Below are 16,929 nucleotides of genomic sequence, written 5' to 3'. Positions count from 1 at the left end.
CCCGCTTTGGTTGGCGTGATCGTTCGTCCCCGCATTGTGTGGTAGGAGAGCCCGACCCCCCGGCCGGGTTTGAGAAGAGAGCCGCAGGCGCGGCTTGACACGCTAAAGCGTGATGGCATTAAGTTCGATAGCCTGAATTTTTCAGGTAATTGGCGCATTCCTCGGGGGTGAAGGCGTCGAGTGCGTGGCCGATTGCGGCGCAGACCGCGTCGACGGTTCGCGCGGCAGCTTTGCGGAGCAGATGCTTGAGCTTGGCAAAGACCTGTTCGATCGGGTTCAGGTCGGGCGAGTATTTGGGCAGGAAGAAGAGTTTGGCGCCGACCGAACGGATGAGTTGGCGAACTGCTTTGCTCCTGTGGCTACCGAGGTTATCCAAGACGACGATATCGCCGGATCGAAGGACAGGCAGAAGAACCTTCTCGACATAGGTGCGAAAGCTCACGCCATCGATCGGCCCCTCGATGAACCATGGCGCATCGATCCGGTCATGGCGCAGGGCCGCCAGGAAGGTCATGGTCTTCCAGCGACCGTGGGGAACCGTGGCAGGAAGTCTGTGCCCGCGCGGTGCCCATCCACGCAAAGGCGCCATATCGGTTCTGGTCCATGTCTCGTCGATGAAGACGAGCCGCTCAGCTTCGACGCGCCCTTGATATTTTGTCCACTGGGCTCGCCGCCGCGCGACCGCGGGTCGATCCCGTTCGCCAGCCGCCACGCTTTTTTTTGAAGCTTAGCTTCTCGGCATGCACGAAGTCCCACACCGAGTGATAGTCGACCTTCAGGCCGCGTCCAGCAAGCTCGGCAACGAGCCCCCGTATAGTGAAATCGCCGTCCTTGATCCGCTGCGACAGCCAAGCCGCGTGGTCTCCCGAAACCGCCCTCGGCTTATGACCGCCCATCTGGCCAGGCTCAACGCTGCCGGTCTCCTCGACCCGCTGCATCCAACCGATTGCGGTGCTGATCGCGACCCCAAACTGCTTGGCCGCCTGATTGCGAGACATCCCGCCCTCGATCGCCGACACGACTCGCTTGCGAAGATCCAGAGAATAAGGCTTGCCCATCCATGCTGGCCTCCAACCCAGTCAGCATGGTGAATCAGAAACACACCGATTTGGGAATCCCAAATCGATTCAACCTAACCCCATCCCGCTCTAGAGGTTCGGCACCTCCGCCGGCGCGATCGCGGTCAGCCCGCCGAAGCGGCGCTCGCGGCGATGGAAGGAAGCGAGCGCGTCGGCGAGATCGTCGGCGTCGAATTCGGGCCACATCCGCTCGGTGAAGTGCAACTCGGCATAGGCGCCTTCCCAGAGCAGGAAATCCGACAGCCGCTTCTCGCCCGAGGTGCGGATGATCAGGTCGACGTCACGCAGGCCGGCCTCGCCGGTGATGAGATCGGCGAACGTCTCGCGGTTCAGCTGACCGACGCCGGCGGCACGCGCGGCCGCGTTCAGGATCGCATCGCGCGCCGAATAGTCGATCGCGATGCGCAGATGCAGCGTGGTGCCGTCGGCGGTCGCGGCCTCGGCGCGCGTGATCGCGGTCGCGATGCCGTCGGGCAGCCGGTCGCGGCGGCCGATCACGGTGAGGCGGACGCCGTTGCGCATCAGGGCTGCGATCTCGTTGGCGAGGTAGAACCGCAACAGCCCCATCAGCGCCGTGACTTCAGCCTTCGGACGGCGCCAATTGTCGCTCGAGAAAGCATAGAGCGTCAGCGTGCCGACGCCCTGGTCCGGCGCGGCCTCGACAATGCGGCGGATCGCCTCGACGCCTGCCTCATGGCCGCGTAGCCGCGACAGGCCGCGCCGCGTCGCCCAGCGGCCGTTGCCGTCCATGATGATGCCGACGTGGAGCCGCATGGCGACCTCCGGCTTGAGCGCAACGTTGCTTTGCATCACAAAGTCTCCGGACAAAAAATGGGATGATCAAACCGGCTGGATGCCAAGGCGGGCAGACGCGCCTTCGTCCTTGCCGGCTGCTTTTTCAGGCTTGCCGGCGGACTTTTCAGCCGTGCCGGCGGCCTTGGCCGCATCGCGCACCAGTTGCTCGAGCACGGCGAGATAATCGAGGAAGCGGCGGCGGCCGCTCTTGGTCAGGCGGCAGGTGGTGTGCGGGCGATTGCCTTCATAGCCCTTGATGACGTCGACGAGGCCGGCCTCCTGCAGCACCTGCAGATGCCGGCTGAGATTGCCGTCGGTCAGGCCGCAGAGCTGCTTCAGATCGGCGAAAGCGAGCCCTTTCGGATGCGCCATCAGCGAGGTCAGCAAGCCGAGCCGCGCCTTCTCGTGGATGACGCGGTCGAGGCCATCATAGGCGAATGGCGCGCCGGTCATGTCAGTCTTCGGCATCATGGCCTCCGGAAGCGAAATACAACAGTGCTGCGATCAGCAACTGGCCGATCGCGAAGGGCAGTCCCATGGTCCAGGGCGACAGCGCGTGGCTCTGGCTTGCGATCAGCAGCACCGTGAAGCCGGACAGGAAATACCAGGCGCCACCGAACGCAATGGTGCGCGGCAGCAGGCGGACCGAGGCGAACACGCCGAGGCTGACCAGCACCTGCCACAGGCCGGGCAGCATCCACAGCGTCTCGGGCGCGAACTTCCATTGCAGGATCGCGAGCAGCACGCCGGCAATCGCCGCTGGAACGAACTGCTCGATCGCCTGCTGCACCATCGCGTCGGCGAGGCCGGAATGATGCCGCCGCGAGCGCGCCTGCATCTCGGTCCAGATCAACCCCGCGGACAGCAGCGCGGCCGCCGCCCAGCCCGCGAGGAACGCGATCGGATGCCCGGTCGGATCGTCGAGCCAGAGATATTGCGCAAGCGCCGTGACGAGCGCGATGCCGCTGGTGGCGGCAACCGTCGCCGGCCCGTAGCCGCGGAATGCGGTTCCGGCCGCAATCTGGTTGCGGATCGCGAGAATGTCGGCCAACGCCTTGTCGAGGTCGCGCATGATTCGCCCGAACTTTGTATTGCAAAGTATACGGGATCACCAAGTAAACGCAAGCGGCATCGCGCCGCCTGCCGATCGGCATGCTTAACGGCCGGTTACCGCACCGATTGCGGCGAATGTGCGCCGCCTCACACCTTCACGAGGCTCGCAAAGCCGCCATAGATCATCCGCTTGGCATCGAACGGAACGTCGCCCTTGCCCATCGACGCCAGGCGCGGATCGGCCATCACCTTGGCGTTGATCCGGTCGCGCTGGGCGCGCGACTTGTAGGTGATCCAGGCGAACACGACGGTTTCGCCGGCCTTCAGTTTCACGCTTTGCGGAAACGACGTCCATTTGCCCGGCTTGACGTCGTCGGCGACCCATTCGCGATAATCCAGCGCACCATACTCGCGCCAGACCTTGCCGGCCTTCTTCGAGAGCTGCGCATAGGCTTTGAGTTTCTTTTTCGGCACGGCGACGACGAAACCATCGACGTAGGGCATTGGCGTTTCCTTCGATCATTCGACCGTCATTGCGAGGAGCCAACGGGTCGCGCGAATGCGCGCCCGATGACAGGCTCCGCGACGAAGCAATCCATTTCGACGCTTGCTGCGCGATGGATTGCTTCGCTTCGCTCGCAATGACGATCAGGAGTGACAGCAGGATGCCTGAACCGACGCCGGTTGGTACTGGTCACGTAGCCGCACCCAATCCATCGGATAGGGCAAGCCCTCCTCATGGCGGCCGAGCGGCGTGAGGTCGAGATAGTGATAGGCCGCATTCATCATGTCGAGGCCGCGCGCGAAGGTGGAATAGGTGTGGAAGACGGTGCCGGTCTCGTCGCGGAAGAAGACGCTGATACCGGGCAGCTCGGGCCCGTAGAGCGGGGTCGTGCCGTAATTGTATTGCGCGTTCCCTGCGTCGATCTGCTGACGCGTGAACGAGACGCCATAGTCATAGTTGAAATCATTGTCGCCGGACGATATCCAATCGAAGGTCCAGCCCATCCGCTTCTTGAACGCCTCGAGCTTGGCGAGCGGCGCCAGCGAGATCGCGATCATCGTGGTGTCGCGCGCGGCGAGATGCGGAACCATGCGCTCGAAGCCATCGACCCAGAACGAGCAGCTCTTGCACGCTTCGTCCCAGTCCGGCGCGAACATCACGTGCTGCACCACGAGCTGCGGCCTGCCCTTGAAGAGATCGCCGAGCGTCACCTTGCCATCGGGTCCGTCGAACACATAGTCCTTGTCGACCTTGACCCAGGGCAGTTCGCGGCGCTGCCGGCTCAGCGCTTCGCGGGCTTGCGTCAGCTCCTTCTCGCGCGCCATCAGCGCCTTGCGGGCCGCAATCCATTCCTCGCGCGACACGATGTTGTGCTGTTGCATGGGGTTCTCCTTGGGATGCTCCCTGTTCAGGCGTCGACGAAGTGTTCGAGATTGCCGAGAAATTCGGTCCAGCCACGCTGGTGGTTGTCGCGGGCGGTCTCATCGACGAACTGCGCGTGATGGAAAGTGAGCAACGTGCCGCCGGCATCGGGCTTGATCGATACCGTCACCTCGGACTCGCGCTCCGGGGTCGAATGCCAGGCCCAGCTGAACACGAGCTTTTCGTTCGGCACCACCTCGCGATAGATGCCGCCGACCTCGTGATATTCCCCGTTGGTACCGGTGAACTTGATCCGGTAGCGTCCGCCAACGCGGACATCGAGCTCGGCCTGGGTCGTGCCGGGCTTGACCTGCCCGGGACCGAACCACCGCGCTAGGTTTTCCGGCTCGGTCCACGCGGCGTAGACTTTTTCCGGCCGCGCGCGGAGCCGCCGGGTGAGAGTGAGGCTTGGACGCGCTGCGAGGCCGGCGTCGGCGGCGACTGCGGGCTTGTTGGCCGATTGATTGACCATGGGTCTTCCTCCACAAAAGCGGCAAGGCGGTCGAGATTGTCGGACCAGAATTGCGCATAGCGATTGAGCCAGTTCATCGCCTGCTCCATTGGCCTTGCGGTGAGCCGGCACGCCACCGTGCGGCCGGTCTTTTCGCGCGCGACCAGGCCCGCATCCGTGAGCACGTCGAGATGCTTCATGATCGCCGGCAATGACATCGCGAATGGCTGCGCCAGCTCGCTTACCGACAGGCTGTCCTGCTCGCCGAGCCGCGCCAGCAGCGCCCGGCGGGTGGGATCGGAAAGCGCCGCGAAGGTGCGGTCCAGCGTCTCGTCCTGATACTTAACCATACGGTTTAGTATAGACGCAAACGGCGCGGCGTCAAGCGCCCGCCTTCACGATCGCGCGAAGATGGACTCACCGCCAAAACGGGCGTCGGGAACGTCTACGAGAGCCATCTTGCGCGGAGCTGGCTCTGAAAATTCGCTAGTCGGGATAGACCGTCCGGTGCCGCCGATGATACCGGCGCGGCGGCGGTGGCGCGCTGAACAAGAAGCGCGGATTTTCCCCGCAATAGAGGTACCGCCCGGACACGCTCGCGAGACATTGCTCGTAGGTTCGGTAGGCGCATTCGCCGGGATAGCCGAGGCTCGGGCCCTGCGCGCACCACGGATAGTCATAGGGATCGGCGGATGCAGGCGCGATGCTCGCCGCACCGGCAAGCGTCATCGTTGCAAGGACAAGCACTGTCAATTGCGATCTGCGCATGATCCGAATCACTCCGACTTCCCGAGATGCCGCAGTTAGTGAAGTGCGGCGTCTCGGGCAAGGTCCCTGAAGGACCTCCCCGCGCCGCCAGGCGTGCGAGGTCTACTCGACCTTGAGGCCGGCGAACTCGACCACCTTCTTCCATTTGTCGGTCTCGGCCTTGATGTCGTTGCCGAAGGCGTCCGGCGTCTCGATCAGCGAGTCGCCGCCGAGCTCGACCAGACGCTTGCGCATGTCGGGTTCGGCAAGAACGGCGTTGATCTCGCTGTTGAGCTTGGCGATCAGCTCCTTCGGCGTGTTCTTCGGCGCGCCCATGCCGAACAGCGCGCTCGCTTCATAGCCCTTCACGGTCTCGGCGATCGCGGGTACGTCGGGCAACCGCGAGGAGCGCTCGGTCGTCGTCACGCCAAGCGCGCGCAGCGAACCGGAACGGATGTGCTGGATGATCGAAGGCATGTTGTCGAAGATCACCTGCACCTGGCCGCCGAGCATGTCGGTGATCGCAGGCGCGGCGCCGCGGTACGGCACGTGCTGCATCTTGCAGCCGGTCATCGACATGAACATCTCGCCGGACAGATGCACCGAGGTGCCGTTGCCGGACGAGGCCATGTTGACCTTGCGGGGATTGGCCTTCACGTATTCGATGAATTCGGCGACGTTCTTCGCCGGCACGTCCTTGTTGACCGTCATCACGTTCGGCACGCGGTTGAACGAGGCCACCGGCGCGACGTCGCGCACGAAGTTGAACTTCAGATTGGCGTAGAGCGAGGCGTTGATGTAGTTCGCCGGATTGACCAGCAGCACGGTGTAGCCGTCCGGCTCGGCGTTGATCGCAGCCTCGGTGCCGATATTGTTGCCGGCGCCCGGCTTGTTCTCGATCACGAATTGCTGGCCGAGCTTCTCCGACAACCGCTGCCCGACCAGCCGCGCGATGATGTCGGTGGCGCCGCCGGGCGGATAGCCCACGATCCAGCGCACCGGCCGCGCCGGATAGTCGGCGGCGGACGCGCGGCCGATCGCGAATGTCGAAATCCCCGACCCGATCAGGCCCAGCGCGGTACGGCGTGAAATCATGAAGTTTCTCCCGATCCAGCAGGGTTTGGCGCCCTGCCCGTTTCTGTTGCGTTGCGTGCGGCGCGGTTTTAACAAACAATGTCTGGTGCGGCCAGTGCGACACGTGCGCCACCGACCGCGACGAAAGGCTAAGCTTCGGCTCTGATTGCATCAGAACCGAAGCGCCGAATTCTTGCATTGAGGCTCTGGACCGAAAAGGATCGCGCATGTCCGTCAAGGTGAATGGGCTCGACCATCTCGTGATCAATGTCACCGATGTCGTGCGCTCGGTTGCCTGGTACAGCAGGATCCTCGGCATGGAGGTGAAGGTGTTCGACCCCGGCAACGGCAAGACACCGCGCACCTCGCTGGTGTTCGGCAACCAGAAGATCAATGTGCGGCCGCGCGATGCCGACAAGGTGGACTGGTTCACCGCCGATCACGAAGCGGCGGGCAGCGACGATCTCTGCTTCCTGACCTCGAGCACACCGGAGGAAGTGGTCGCGCATCTGAAGGCCAACGGCGTCAAGATCGAGGAAGGCCCGGTGGCCAAGCAGGGCGCGCGCGGCGCGCTGCGCTCGGTCTATTGCCGCGACCCCGACGGCAGCCTGATCGAGATCTCGTCGTATCAGGATTGACTCGAGGTAACTCTCCCCGTCATTGCGAGCCAAGCGAAGCACCGAACAATGACGCGCAATTGCGCGCCTGCGGTTCGCGGTGTTGCGCCCCGCGGAATAACATCTGGATTTGCCCGTAGCCGTGCACGGTGGCACAAAGGCTGCCGACAAGAACAAGCAAGCAGCCGCTGAAGCGGCGCGCGGGAGGACATATGACCAATTCAAAGCCAGTGCCGGGCGTCGTGGGACCGTTTGCGGGGCTCGACGTGCCGTGGCTGCTCCGGATGCGCGCCGAGGTGCGCCGCGATCATCCGTTCCTGATCTGGGCCCCGTTCGATGCGCCGGCGCGGCGCTGGAGCTACGGCGAATTCCATGAGCGTGTCGGCGCACTGGCCGCGGGCCTCGCCAGGCGCGGCATCCGGCAGGGCGACTATGTCCTGATCCATCTCGACAACTGCATCGAGGCGATCACGTCATGGTTCGCCTGCGTCGAGCTCGGCGCCATCGCCGTCACCACCAACACCCGCTCGGCTGCGGCCGAGATCGAGTATTTTGCCGGCCATTGCGGCGCGGTCGCTGCGATCACCCAGCCGGCCTATGCCGAACTGCTTGCCACGAACTGCAAGGGCCTGCGCTGGATCGCGGTGACCTCGCATGATGCCGGGCAAGCGCCGGCACAGGCGCCCGCGCGCGGCGACAGCTTTGAAGCGCTGTTTGCCGACAGCGCCGACCGGCCGCAGCGCCCGACCGATCCGCTCGCCCCCTGCAGCGTGCAATACACGTCGGGCACGACATCGCGGCCGAAGGCGGTGCTGTGGACCCACGCCAACGCATTGTGGGGCGCCAAGATCAATGCCGCGCATCAGGACCTGCACGCAACCGACGTGCACCAGACCTATCTGCCGCTGTTTCACACCAACGCGCTGGCCTATTCGATGCTGGCGAGCCTGTGGGTCGGCTCGACCTGCGTGATCCAGCCGCGCTTCTCGGCAAGCCGGTTCTGGCCGGTGGCGCTCGAGCACGGCGCGACCTGGACCTCGACGATCCCGTTCTGCATGAAGGCGCTGCTCGAGCAGGAGATCCCCAGGAATCACAAGTTCAGGCTCTGGGGCACCGCGGTGAACGAGCCGCCGGCATTCGCGGTGTTCGGCGTCAAGATCATCGGCTGGTGGGGCATGACCGAGACCATCACCCACGGCATCATCGGCGAAGTCGACCAGCCGAACACGCCGATGTCGATCGGCCGCGCTGCACCGGAATACGAAATTCGCATCACCAATGATGACGGCACGCCGACCGGCGTCGGCGAGACCGGCAATCTCCTGATCAAGGGCATTCCCGGCCTGTCGCTGTTTGCCGAATATCTGCACAACGAGAAGGCGACGCACGAAAGCTTTGACGAGCACGGCTATTTCGTCACCGGCGACCGCGTCACGCTGCTCGAGCGCGGCTACATCAGGTTCGGCGATCGCTCCAAGGACATGCTGAAGGTCGGCGGCGAGAATGTCGCGGCCTCCGAGATCGAACAGGTGATCGCAGTGGTGCCGGGGGTCCGCGAAGCCGCCGTGGAGGCGAAGAAGCACCCGATGCTGGACGAGGTGCCGGTCGTCTTCATCATCCCGCAGACCGGCGTCGCGGCGTTGCCCGCCGATCTGCACGACAAGGTGATGGCCGCCTGCCGCTCGGCGCTCGCCGACTTCAAGGTGCCCCGCGAAATCCGCTTCGTCGACGAGATGCCGCGCTCGACGCTGGAGAAGGTGGCTAAGGCCGAGCTAAGGAAGATGCTGGAGTGACGCGGCCCTGGCCGCGTCAATTCACCTCGAACCGGATCGGCAGCTTCTTCGGGCCGTTGACAAAATAGGCCTGCGTCATCTTCACCTCGCCGTCGAGCGACAGCGATTTCAGATGCGGCAGCAGTTCCTCGAACAGGATGCGCATTTCGAGCTTGGCGAGATACTGGCCGAGACAGAGATGCGCGCCATAGCCGAACGCGACATGGCGGTTGGGTTTGCGGTCGCTGCGGAAGCGATAGGGTTCCTCGAACACCTCCTCGTCGCGATTGCCCGAGGCGTAGCACAGCATCAGCCAGTCGCCTTTTGCGATCTTGCGGCCGCCGAGCTCGGTGTCGGCGGTGGCCGAGCGCATGAAGTGCTTGACCGGCGTCATCCAGCGGATCGCCTCGTCGACCAGGCCCGGGATCAATTCCGGGTTGGCCTTCACCCGGGCGAATTCCGCGGGGTCGTTCGCCAGCGCCCAGATCGCGCCCGCAGTCGAGGATGAGGTGGTGTCGTGCCCCGCGGTTGCGACGATCATGTAATAGCTGGTCTGATCGTGCTCGGGCATATAGTCGCCGCCGATCTTGGCGTTGGCGATGACGGTGGCGAGATCGTCGCGCGGGTTCTGGCGGCGATTTTCGGTGATCTTGCGGAAGTAGGCCGAGAAGTCGGCGATGATCGCCTGCAACATCACGGCGACTTGTTCCGCGCTTAGCGCGTCACGAACGCGCGCCGTGTCGGGATCCTGCGGGCCGAACAGTTCCTGCGTCAGCTTGAGCATGCGCGGCTCGTCCGCCTCCGGCACGCCGAGGATCTCCATGATGACGTGCAAGGGATAGCCGAGCGCGACGTCCTCGACGAAGTCGCAGGCGCCGCCGCGGTCGAGCATGCGCTGCACCGTGGCGCGCGCAATCTCGCGGACGCGGCCTTCGAACTTGCCGAGATTGGCCGGCATGAACCAGCCCTGCGTCAGCGCGCGGTATTTCGGATGGTCGGGCGCGTCCATCTGCACCAGCGAGCGCACCAGATTGGGCCCGCCCGTGATCTTGCGAACGCGTTCCTCGAGCGCCTGGTTGGTCAGCGTGGTCGGGCGGTCGGCATTGTGGAACAGGTCGTTCTGACGGCTGATCGCCTGGATATGGGCGTGCTTGGTCACCACCCAGAACGGATCGAATTTCTCCGGCCGCGCGATGCCGAGCGGATTGTTGGCGCGCAGCCAGCGATAGGCGTCGTGGATGCGATCGTCGGCATAGGCGACCGGATCGACGAGGCTTGCCGCGATGTCTGCGGGGATGTCGAGATCCCCGGTCGTTGCCGTGTCCATGATCGTCCTCACCCGCCAAAGCATCGGTCGCGCCGATGATCACCGGAATCTAGGCGGAGGTAAGGACGAGGACTTGCGTTGATTGGCTAAACACTTCACCTCCGCGTCATTGCGAGGAGCGAAGCGACGAAGCAATGACGGCGAAGGCCGTTGCGGCTCAATAGTGCCCGAACGCCACCGGGCGGAACGCCTGCAGCAATTGCTGGTCGAGCTTGCCGCCCATCTCCTCCATCATGGAGAACGCCTTGGCGTGGGTGAACTGCAGCCGGTAGGCGCGCTTCTCGACCAGGGCGGCATAGACATCGACGATCGTGGTGACGCGGACGATGTCGCTGATCTGGTTGCCGCTGAGGCCGTTGGGATAGCCGGTGCCGTCGAGAAATTCATGATGGTGCAGGATCACGTCGAGCATTTCCGGCGGAAAACCGCCCTGCGCCGACAGCGCTTCATAGCCGCGGCGCGGATGCTCGCGCATCTCGGCCATTTCCTCGACCGTCAGCGCGCTTGGCTTGTCGAGCAGCGCAACCGGAACGAAGGCCTTGCCGACATCGTGCAGCAGCGCGGCGCGGGCGAGCCGGCGCTGGTCGTCCTCGCGCATGCCGAGATGCTGCGAGAACGCCACCGCGAAACCGGTCACGAACAGGCAGTGGCGATAGGTCTCCTGGTGGTGGCAGCCGACCGTGGTCAGCCATTCGCGCAGCGAATTGTGCTTGATCGCCTTGAGGATCTTGTTCTCGGCGGCAACGATGTCCTCGAACTTGAGCGGCTCGCCGGCGCGCATCCGCTCGAACATCTTGACCATCACGCCGTGCGCCGCCTCGACGCCGCGGTTGAGCGCCTTGCCGCGATCGGACTCGTCATAGCCGCTGTTGTCGGGAAATGCGGCGCGGATGCGCTGCAGGATGCCGCGCGCATCGAACGGCCGCGAGATGGTGTCGGTGGCGCCGAGCGCCCAGGCCTGCATCGAGGCGTGATGCAGCGCATCCGCCAGCACGAACAACCGCGGCATCTCGCGATAGGCGTCGGCCTGCAGCTTGGCGCGAACCAGTTGCACGGCTTCGGGCGAGCGCAGGTTGATGTCGACGACGATGCCGGAGAGATCGCGGGCCGGCTGCTCGGGAATATCCGAGGTCGGAATGGTATCGACCTCGCCCACCGAGCGCAGGATGCTGGCGAGTTCGTTGCTTTGATCGCTTCGATCTGACGCCAGCAGGAGACGGCGCTTCGAAGTCTGGTTATTGGCCAAGGCAGTCATGACATCCCCGTCGCGGTAACGACCGACGCCGGACGCTACCTGACGATGCGTTCCCTCCGACTTAATGGGGATGCTGAACGGCGGTTAAGCGCAATGGATACAATTTGAGCGACCGCAAAATCCGCCAGCAAAATCAGGTCGGCCGGAAATAAAGTCAGCCGGCGGCAGCAGCGGCGGATCGTGAATTTTTGCGGCGCCGGTCAAGAAAAAAGCGCAAGAAAAAACGCCGGAGAGCTGTCGCGCTCTCCGGCGTCTTCATTCGTTCAGGCCATCAAGCCTTCTTCATCGCAGACTTCACGGCCTCCGCGGTGATCGGCAGGCCGCGGACGCGGGCGCCGACCGCGTTGAAGACGGCGTTGCCGATCGCCGGCGCCACCACCGTCACCGCAGGCTCGCCGACGCCGGTCGCCTTCTCGCCATTGGCGATGACGTTGACCGCGACTTCCGGCAGCTGGCTCATCCGCAGCGGCGTGTAGGTGTCGAAGTTGGTCTGCTCGATGCCGCCGTCCTTCAACGTCGCCTTCTCGAACAGCGCAAGCGACATGCCCCACAGCGCCGCGCCCTCGACCTGGGCCCGGATGCCATCGGGATTCACCTGCGTACCGACGTCGGTCGCCACCGTCAGCTTCTTCACCGTCACCTCGCCCGATGGCGCAACCGCGACATGGGCGACGCAGGCGGTCCAGCTCGCCGTGGCGCGCTCCTGCGACGACACGCAGGCCACGCCCATGCCTTCACCCTTGGGCAGCTGCTTGGTGCCGTAGCCGGCGAGGCCCATCGCGGCGAGCAAGGTGTTGCGGAGACGCTGCGCGCCGCCGTCGTTCTTGCCCTTGCCGTCGAGCAACGAGATGCGCAGCTGCGCCGGGTCCTTGCCGGTCGCATGCGCGATCTCGTCGATCATGCTTTCGACCGCCCAGAACGTCCAGCCCGGCGCCACCGAACGGAGCTGACCCGACGGGGTGGCGTTGTGCGCCATCTCGTTCTTGATCGCCCGCACATAGTGGTTGGGCACGGTGTAGAAGAAGTCCGCCCCGTTCACGGTGAACGAGTCCAGCGGGCCCTTCTTGTCGACCGATGGCGTGAGGAAATCAGGGATTCCCCAGCGCTGGGTCGGCCAGGCCGAGACCACGTCATGGCTCATCGCGACGATCTTGCCGTCGCCGTCCATGCCGGCTTTCACCTTCTGCAAGGTCAACGGACGCGAGAAGTCCATCGTCATGTCGTTCTCGCGCGAGTAGATGACCTTGACCGGCTTGCCGACAGCCTTGGCCGCCTGCACCGCCGGCACCATCATGTCGGCGTCGAGACGCCGGCCGAAGCCGCCGCCGAGCCACATCTGGTGCATCACCACGAACTTCGGATCGATCCCGGCGGCGCCGGCTGCGATCGCACCGGAGCGCGTCGCGAACTGGTTGCCGGAATAGATATGCAGGATGTCGCCCTTGAACTCCGCGGTGGCGTTCATCGGCTCCATCGGCGCGTGGATGTTGATGTTGGTGGTGTATTCCGCCTCCAGCACCTTGGCCGCCGTGCCGAACGCCGCGTTCGGATCGCCGTCCTTGACGAAGAACTCGCCGGAATCGCTCAGTCCCTGCAGCCGCTTGGCCTCGGTGAACAGCGATTCGCTCGACAGTTTTGCGTTCGGGCCGCTGTCATAGCTAATCTTCAGCGCCTCGGCCGCCTTCTTCGCCTGCGCGAAGGTATTGGCGACCGCGACGACCCAGCCGGTCGTGGTTGCGGTCTTGTCGTCGAGGGTGACGGCCTTGATGAAGCCGGGCAGCTTCTTGGCCGCGCTATCGTCGACCGACTTCACGGTGGCGCCGTAACGCACCGGTGGGGTGACCAGCGCACCGTAGACCATGCCCGGCACCATCACGTCGATGCCGTATTTGGCCGTGCCGTTGACCTTCAACGGAATGTCGATCTGCGGCACCGAGACGCCGATCATGGTGTACTGATCGGGCGTCTTCAGCTTGAGCGCCTTCAGGTCATCCGCCGTGAAGGTCTTGGTCGCCTTGCCGCTCTTCACCACGTCGGCAAACGACATCGATTTCTTCGACTTCGGATGACTGATCGTGGACGCGCGCACCACCAACTCACCGGCCGGCACGCCCATCGCGGCCGCCGCCGCCTCGGTCAATGCGATCCGGCCGGCAGCGCCGGCGCGGCTCATGGCGTCGAAGTTCATCATCGTCGACCAGCTGCCGCCGGTGATCTGCGCGCCCAGCACGGGATCGTTGAACTTCGGATCGTTGGAGGCGAGCTGGACCCGCATGTCCTTCCAGTTCGCGCCGAGCTCTTCGGCCACGATCTGCGCCATGGTCGAGGCGACGTGCTGGCCCATATCGGCCTTGCCGCAGGTCACGGTGACGAGACCGTCCGGCGCGATCGAGTACCAGACGCTCGGCTCGAAATTGGCGGGTGCGGGCGCCGCGAGCGCCTGGTCGATGCTGGGCACGGCGGCGTAGCCGAGCACGAGGCCGGTTGCAGCGGTGCCGACCAGGAAGGAGCGGCGGCTGAGATCGGTCGTCTCGGGAGCGAGGCTTTTCACGTGCTTGTTCATGTGGCCCTCCGCTCGGATCCGGTGGCCGATGCGGTGCGCATGTCGGACGCAGCACGCATGATCGCCTTCTGGATTCGTGAATAGGTCATGCAACGGCAGAGATTGCCGTCCATATGCGCGACCACTTCCTCTTTCGTCGGATTGGTGTTCTTCGACAGCAGCGCCGCCGCCTGCATGATCTGCCCGGACTGGCAGTAGCCGCATTGCGGCACCTGCTCGGCGACCCAGGCCTTCTGCAAGGGATGATCGCCCTTGGCGGAGAGTCCTTCGATGGTGGTGATCTTCTTGCCGACGGCGTCGGCGACGGAGGTCTGGCAGGACCGCACCGCTTCGCCGTTGACGTGAACCGTGCAGGCGCCACAGAGACCGGCGCCGCAACCGAATTTGGTGCCCGTCATCTGCAATTGCTCGCGGATGACCCAAAGCAGCGGCGTGTCATTGGCCGCTTCGACGGACATATTCCGTCCGTTGATATTGAGATTTGGCATCTCTCTCCCCTTCCGGTGTCGGAAGCCGCTTACGGCGGCTACTCACTGTTGGGTCACGCCTGGCGCCCACCGGGTAAGCGACAGTTGCCGAAACAATGATCCGGTTCCCGGCTGGAGGCAATCCAATTTGGAATTGATCGAAAAGAATAAATATCGAAAACTGCGCTTTGTGCGATGCGGCAACGGCATGAAGCTTTTGAAATGCCAGTATTGATGCCGTATCGATGCCTCCTACCAAGGTCGGTAGCGCTGCCGGACCTGAGATCGACAACAGAAGGAGCCCGTCAATGGCCAAGCTCAACCGCAGCGGTGTCGATATCTATTACGAGATCCACGGCAGCGGCCCGCCCTTGATCCTCACCCACGGCTATTCGTCGACCTCGGCGATGTGGCAGGGCCAGATCGAGGCGCTGTCGAAGCGGCACAAGCTCATCCTGTGGGACATGCGCGGGCACGGGCTATCAGACTATCCCGACAATCCGGATGCCTACAGCGAGGCGGCGACAGTCGGCGACATCGCAGCCCTGCTCCACGCCGCCGGCGCCGACAGGGCGATCGTCGGCGGCCTGTCGCTCGGCGGCTACATGTCGCTGGCCTTTCATCGCGCCCATCCGGAGCGGGTGCGCGCGCTATTGATCATCGACACCGGCCCTGGCTTCAAGAAGGACGACGCCCGCGAGGTCTGGAACCAGCGCGCCCGCGACACCGGCGACCGCTTCGATCGCGAAGGGCTCGAGGTGCTGAAATCGCTGAGCGCCGAGCGCGCCTCGGTCACCCATCGCAACGCCAAAGGCCTCGCGCTCGCCGCGCGCGGCATGCTGGCGCAGCGCGACGCGCGGGTGATCGAATCATTGCCCGTGATCAAGGTGCCTTCGCTGGTCGTGGTCGGCGCCGACGACACGCCGTTCCTGGCCGCCTCCGACTACATGGCGGCGAAAATCCCGGGCGCGCAGAAGGCGGTGATTCCGAATGCCGGCCACGCCGTCAACATCGACCAGCCGCGGGCCTTCATCGCCGCGGTGTTGCCGTTCCTGGATGGCCTTGAGGCCGGCTCGCCGGGAAAGGCCAAGTGAAGAACCCGTGAAGGACAAGCCATGAAATCGATCGCCATCGCCCTGCTGATCGTGGCGGCCGCAACCGACGCGAGCGCCGAAAAGCTGCCGCCGTTCGGCGGCCCGGCCACGCCGACCTTCACCGCGACGCTGTCGAACACCACACCGCTGGTGTTCGGCATGGGCATAGCCGACGCGCAACGCGCGCTCGGCACCCCCTTCACCTATGTCCGCGGACGGCCCGGCAACGAGATTTTCCTGACCTTCCGCGATATCGGCGGCAGCGGACTGTTTCCGCACCACGACCGTCTCTACCTGCAATTCCGCAAGGGCCGGCTGGCCGGCTGGAAGGGCGACTGGGGCGAGAACTGGATGTGGCGCTAGAGCTTCGAACGCGTCACCAAGACCTTCATGCAACCCCCAACATGACAAGGATGGACCATGGGACAAGACATCAAACTGAAAGCGTCAGACGGATTTGAACTCGGCGCCTATCGCGCCGATCCGGCCGGCGCGCCGAAGGGCGCGATCGTCGTGATCCAGGAGATTTTTGGCGTCAATCACCACATCCGCTTGGTCTGCGACCGGCTGGCGAAGGAAGGCTATGTCGCGGTTGCGCCATCGATCTTCGACCGCATCACGCCGAACTTCCAGAGCGGCTACTCCCCCGATGAGGTCGCCGAAGCGCGCAAATTCGTCGCCAACCCGGACTTTGCCGCGATGCTGCGCGACAGCCAGGCGGCGATCGATGCGGTGAAACCGGCCGGGCCGGTCGGCATCATCGGCTTCTGCCTCGGCGGCAGCATCGCCTATGCCGCCGCCACCAAGCTGACCGGCCTCTCGGCCGCGATCGGCTATTACGGCGGCGCCGTCGTGCGCTTCGCCGACGACAAGCCGACCGTGCCGACGCAGCTGCATTTCGGCGAGAAGGACGCCGGCATTCCCTTGAGCGACGTCGAGACCATCAAGTCGAAGCGCCCCGAGGTCGAAATCTTCATCTATCCCGGCGCCCAGCACGGCTTCCATTGCGACGAACGCGCGAGCTACGACAAGGCGAGCGCCGACATCGCCTGGCCGCGCAGCATGGAATTTTTCGCGAAGCATTTACGCTGATCGTCATTGCCGGGCATAGCCGTCCGAAGGACGGCGTCGCTTCCGCTCGCCTATGACCGGCAATCCATCGTCTTCGAAAGAGTCTTGCCGGATGGATGCGCGGGTCAAGCCCGCGCA

Annotated in this window: 18 protein-coding genes and 1 pseudogene; 5 read left to right on the top strand and 14 right to left on the bottom strand. The window is 64.4% G+C overall.

Annotation, left to right across the window (positions count from 1 at the left end; genetic code table 11):
• Positions 1-118 precede the first annotated feature (118 nt).
• The 10 genes and pseudogenes from HAP48_RS16680 to HAP48_RS16635 all read right to left on the bottom strand — a co-directional run bounded on the left by HAP48_RS16680 (position 119) and on the right by HAP48_RS16635 (position 6,646).
• Positions 119-1,058 (bottom strand): IS630 family transposase gene (locus HAP48_RS16680; RefSeq protein ID WP_420869871.1). Its coding sequence is split into 2 segments (ribosomal slippage): positions 119-721 and positions 723-1,058, totalling 939 coding nucleotides; the frame shifts between segments, so codons are not numbered across the junction.
• A 90-nt stretch (positions 1,059-1,148) separates the two neighbouring features.
• Positions 1,149-1,889: a di-trans,poly-cis-decaprenylcistransferase gene (locus HAP48_RS16675; protein ID WP_166212503.1), complete on the bottom strand. Its 741-nt coding sequence runs from the start codon at positions 1,887-1,889 to the stop codon at positions 1,149-1,151.
• 30 nt (positions 1,890-1,919) lie between these two features.
• Positions 1,920-2,342 (bottom strand): transcriptional regulator, encoded by a 423-nt coding sequence (locus HAP48_RS16670; protein ID WP_166212506.1) that lies wholly within the window; start codon positions 2,340-2,342, stop codon positions 1,920-1,922.
• Complete coding sequence (locus HAP48_RS16665; RefSeq protein ID WP_166212509.1) at positions 2,329-2,946, bottom strand: hypothetical protein; 618 nt, start codon at positions 2,944-2,946, stop codon at positions 2,329-2,331. The genes HAP48_RS16670 and HAP48_RS16665 overlap by 14 nt, the downstream gene beginning before the upstream one ends.
• A gap of 128 nt (positions 2,947-3,074) precedes the next feature.
• Positions 3,075-3,431, bottom strand: a complete 357-nt coding sequence (locus tag HAP48_RS16660; protein WP_166212512.1) for a DUF1428 domain-containing protein — start codon at positions 3,429-3,431, stop codon at positions 3,075-3,077.
• A 144-nt stretch (positions 3,432-3,575) separates the two neighbouring features.
• Positions 3,576-4,313: a DUF899 domain-containing protein gene (locus tag HAP48_RS16655; protein ID WP_166212516.1), complete on the bottom strand. Its 738-nt coding sequence runs from the start codon at positions 4,311-4,313 to the stop codon at positions 3,576-3,578.
• 26 nt (positions 4,314-4,339) lie between these two features.
• Positions 4,340-4,702, bottom strand: a pseudogene (locus HAP48_RS16650) (SRPBCC family protein); the annotation flags it as partial.
• Positions 4,687-5,154: an ArsR/SmtB family transcription factor gene (locus tag HAP48_RS16645; RefSeq protein WP_166212520.1), complete on the bottom strand. Its 468-nt coding sequence runs from the start codon at positions 5,152-5,154 to the stop codon at positions 4,687-4,689. The gene HAP48_RS16645 and the pseudogene HAP48_RS16650, both read right to left, overlap by 16 nt.
• 136 nt (positions 5,155-5,290) lie before the next feature.
• Positions 5,291-5,572, bottom strand: coding sequence for a DUF3551 domain-containing protein (locus tag HAP48_RS16640; protein ID WP_166212524.1), 282 nt, complete (start codon positions 5,570-5,572; stop codon positions 5,291-5,293).
• Between the two features lie 102 nt (positions 5,573-5,674).
• The gene (locus HAP48_RS16635) at positions 5,675-6,646 is read right to left on the bottom strand and encodes a Bug family tripartite tricarboxylate transporter substrate binding protein (protein ID WP_166212527.1); all 972 of its coding nucleotides are present in this window, start codon (positions 6,644-6,646) and stop codon (positions 5,675-5,677) included.
• A 206-nt stretch (positions 6,647-6,852) separates the two neighbouring features.
• On the opposite strand from HAP48_RS16635, the gene HAP48_RS16630 reads away from it, so the two are divergent.
• Both HAP48_RS16630 and HAP48_RS16625 read left to right on the top strand, forming a co-directional pair.
• Positions 6,853-7,263, top strand: a complete 411-nt coding sequence (locus tag HAP48_RS16630) for a VOC family protein (RefSeq protein ID WP_166212530.1) — start codon at positions 6,853-6,855, stop codon at positions 7,261-7,263.
• A 191-nt stretch (positions 7,264-7,454) separates the two neighbouring features.
• Positions 7,455-9,035: an AMP-binding protein gene (locus tag HAP48_RS16625; protein WP_166212533.1), complete on the top strand. Its 1,581-nt coding sequence runs from the start codon at positions 7,455-7,457 to the stop codon at positions 9,033-9,035.
• A 16-nt stretch (positions 9,036-9,051) separates the two neighbouring features.
• Here HAP48_RS16625 and HAP48_RS16620 read toward each other — a convergent pair whose 3' ends face one another.
• The 4 genes from HAP48_RS16620 to HAP48_RS16605 form a co-directional block, all read right to left on the bottom strand.
• Positions 9,052-10,341, bottom strand: a complete 1,290-nt coding sequence (locus tag HAP48_RS16620) for a cytochrome P450 (protein ID WP_166212535.1) — start codon at positions 10,339-10,341, stop codon at positions 9,052-9,054.
• A 157-nt stretch (positions 10,342-10,498) separates the two neighbouring features.
• A complete protein-coding gene (locus HAP48_RS16615; protein WP_166212538.1) occupies positions 10,499-11,596 on the bottom strand; it encodes an HD-GYP domain-containing protein in 1,098 nt (365 codons plus the stop codon).
• Positions 11,597-11,867: 271 nt separating this feature from the next.
• Entirely contained in the window at positions 11,868-14,159 is a 2,292-nt protein-coding gene (locus HAP48_RS16610) for a xanthine dehydrogenase family protein molybdopterin-binding subunit (RefSeq protein WP_166212541.1), read from the bottom strand.
• Positions 14,156-14,647: a (2Fe-2S)-binding protein gene (locus HAP48_RS16605; protein WP_026192016.1), complete on the bottom strand. Its 492-nt coding sequence runs from the start codon at positions 14,645-14,647 to the stop codon at positions 14,156-14,158. The genes HAP48_RS16610 and HAP48_RS16605 overlap by 4 nt, the downstream gene beginning before the upstream one ends.
• Positions 14,648-14,934: 287 nt before the next feature.
• Here HAP48_RS16605 and HAP48_RS16600 point away from each other — a divergent pair, with 287 nt between their 5' ends.
• The 3 genes from HAP48_RS16600 to HAP48_RS16590 are packed head-to-tail and all read left to right on the top strand — an operon-like array spanning position 14,935 to position 16,812.
• Positions 14,935-15,720 carry an alpha/beta fold hydrolase gene (locus tag HAP48_RS16600; RefSeq protein WP_166212544.1) on the top strand — a complete coding sequence of 262 codons (786 nt, stop codon included), beginning with the start codon at positions 14,935-14,937 and terminating at the stop codon, positions 15,718-15,720.
• A gap of 21 nt (positions 15,721-15,741) precedes the next feature.
• The gene (locus HAP48_RS16595) at positions 15,742-16,083 is read left to right on the top strand and encodes a hypothetical protein (RefSeq protein WP_166212547.1); all 342 of its coding nucleotides are present in this window, start codon (positions 15,742-15,744) and stop codon (positions 16,081-16,083) included.
• 57 nt (positions 16,084-16,140) lie between these two features.
• The gene (locus tag HAP48_RS16590) at positions 16,141-16,812 is read left to right on the top strand and encodes a dienelactone hydrolase family protein (protein ID WP_166212550.1); all 672 of its coding nucleotides are present in this window, start codon (positions 16,141-16,143) and stop codon (positions 16,810-16,812) included.
• Positions 16,813-16,929 lie beyond the last annotated feature (117 nt).

Origin of the sequence: Bradyrhizobium septentrionale (assembly GCF_011516645.4) — a bacterium.
Classification (GTDB): domain Bacteria; phylum Pseudomonadota; class Alphaproteobacteria; order Rhizobiales; family Xanthobacteraceae; genus Bradyrhizobium; species Bradyrhizobium septentrionale.
The sequence above is the reverse complement of the archived record's forward strand: the minus strand, read 5'-3'. Positions and strand labels throughout refer to the sequence as shown.

Excerpts from the sequence above, each read along its gene's own strand:
- HAP48_RS16620 (WP_166212535.1), bottom strand. The coding sequence starts at position 10,341 with ATGGACACGGCAACGACCGGGGATCTCGACATCCCCGCAGACATCGCG.
- HAP48_RS16630 (WP_166212530.1), top strand. The coding sequence starts at position 6,853 with ATGTCCGTCAAGGTGAATGGGCTCGACCATCTCGTGATCAATGTCACC.
- HAP48_RS16645 (WP_166212520.1), bottom strand. The coding sequence starts at position 5,154 with ATGGTTAAGTATCAGGACGAGACGCTGGACCGCACCTTCGCGGCGCTT.
- HAP48_RS16665 (WP_166212509.1), bottom strand. The coding sequence starts at position 2,946 with ATGCGCGACCTCGACAAGGCGTTGGCCGACATTCTCGCGATCCGCAAC.
- HAP48_RS16615 (WP_166212538.1), bottom strand. The coding sequence starts at position 11,596 with ATGACTGCCTTGGCCAATAACCAGACTTCGAAGCGCCGTCTCCTGCTG.
- HAP48_RS16670 (WP_166212506.1), bottom strand. The coding sequence starts at position 2,342 with ATGCCGAAGACTGACATGACCGGCGCGCCATTCGCCTATGATGGCCTC.
- HAP48_RS16640 (WP_166212524.1), bottom strand. The coding sequence starts at position 5,572 with ATGCGCAGATCGCAATTGACAGTGCTTGTCCTTGCAACGATGACGCTT.
- HAP48_RS16600 (WP_166212544.1), top strand. The coding sequence starts at position 14,935 with ATGGCCAAGCTCAACCGCAGCGGTGTCGATATCTATTACGAGATCCAC.
- HAP48_RS16610 (WP_166212541.1), bottom strand. The coding sequence starts at position 14,159 with ATGAACAAGCACGTGAAAAGCCTCGCTCCCGAGACGACCGATCTCAGC.
- HAP48_RS16660 (WP_166212512.1), bottom strand. The coding sequence starts at position 3,431 with ATGCCCTACGTCGATGGTTTCGTCGTCGCCGTGCCGAAAAAGAAACTC.
- HAP48_RS16590 (WP_166212550.1), top strand. The coding sequence starts at position 16,141 with ATGGGACAAGACATCAAACTGAAAGCGTCAGACGGATTTGAACTCGGC.
- HAP48_RS16675 (WP_166212503.1), bottom strand. The coding sequence starts at position 1,889 with ATGCAAAGCAACGTTGCGCTCAAGCCGGAGGTCGCCATGCGGCTCCAC.
- HAP48_RS16635 (WP_166212527.1), bottom strand. The coding sequence starts at position 6,646 with ATGATTTCACGCCGTACCGCGCTGGGCCTGATCGGGTCGGGGATTTCG.
- HAP48_RS16655 (WP_166212516.1), bottom strand. The coding sequence starts at position 4,313 with ATGCAACAGCACAACATCGTGTCGCGCGAGGAATGGATTGCGGCCCGC.
- HAP48_RS16625 (WP_166212533.1), top strand. The coding sequence starts at position 7,455 with ATGACCAATTCAAAGCCAGTGCCGGGCGTCGTGGGACCGTTTGCGGGG.
- HAP48_RS16605 (WP_026192016.1), bottom strand. The coding sequence starts at position 14,647 with ATGCCAAATCTCAATATCAACGGACGGAATATGTCCGTCGAAGCGGCC.
- HAP48_RS16595 (WP_166212547.1), top strand. The coding sequence starts at position 15,742 with ATGAAATCGATCGCCATCGCCCTGCTGATCGTGGCGGCCGCAACCGAC.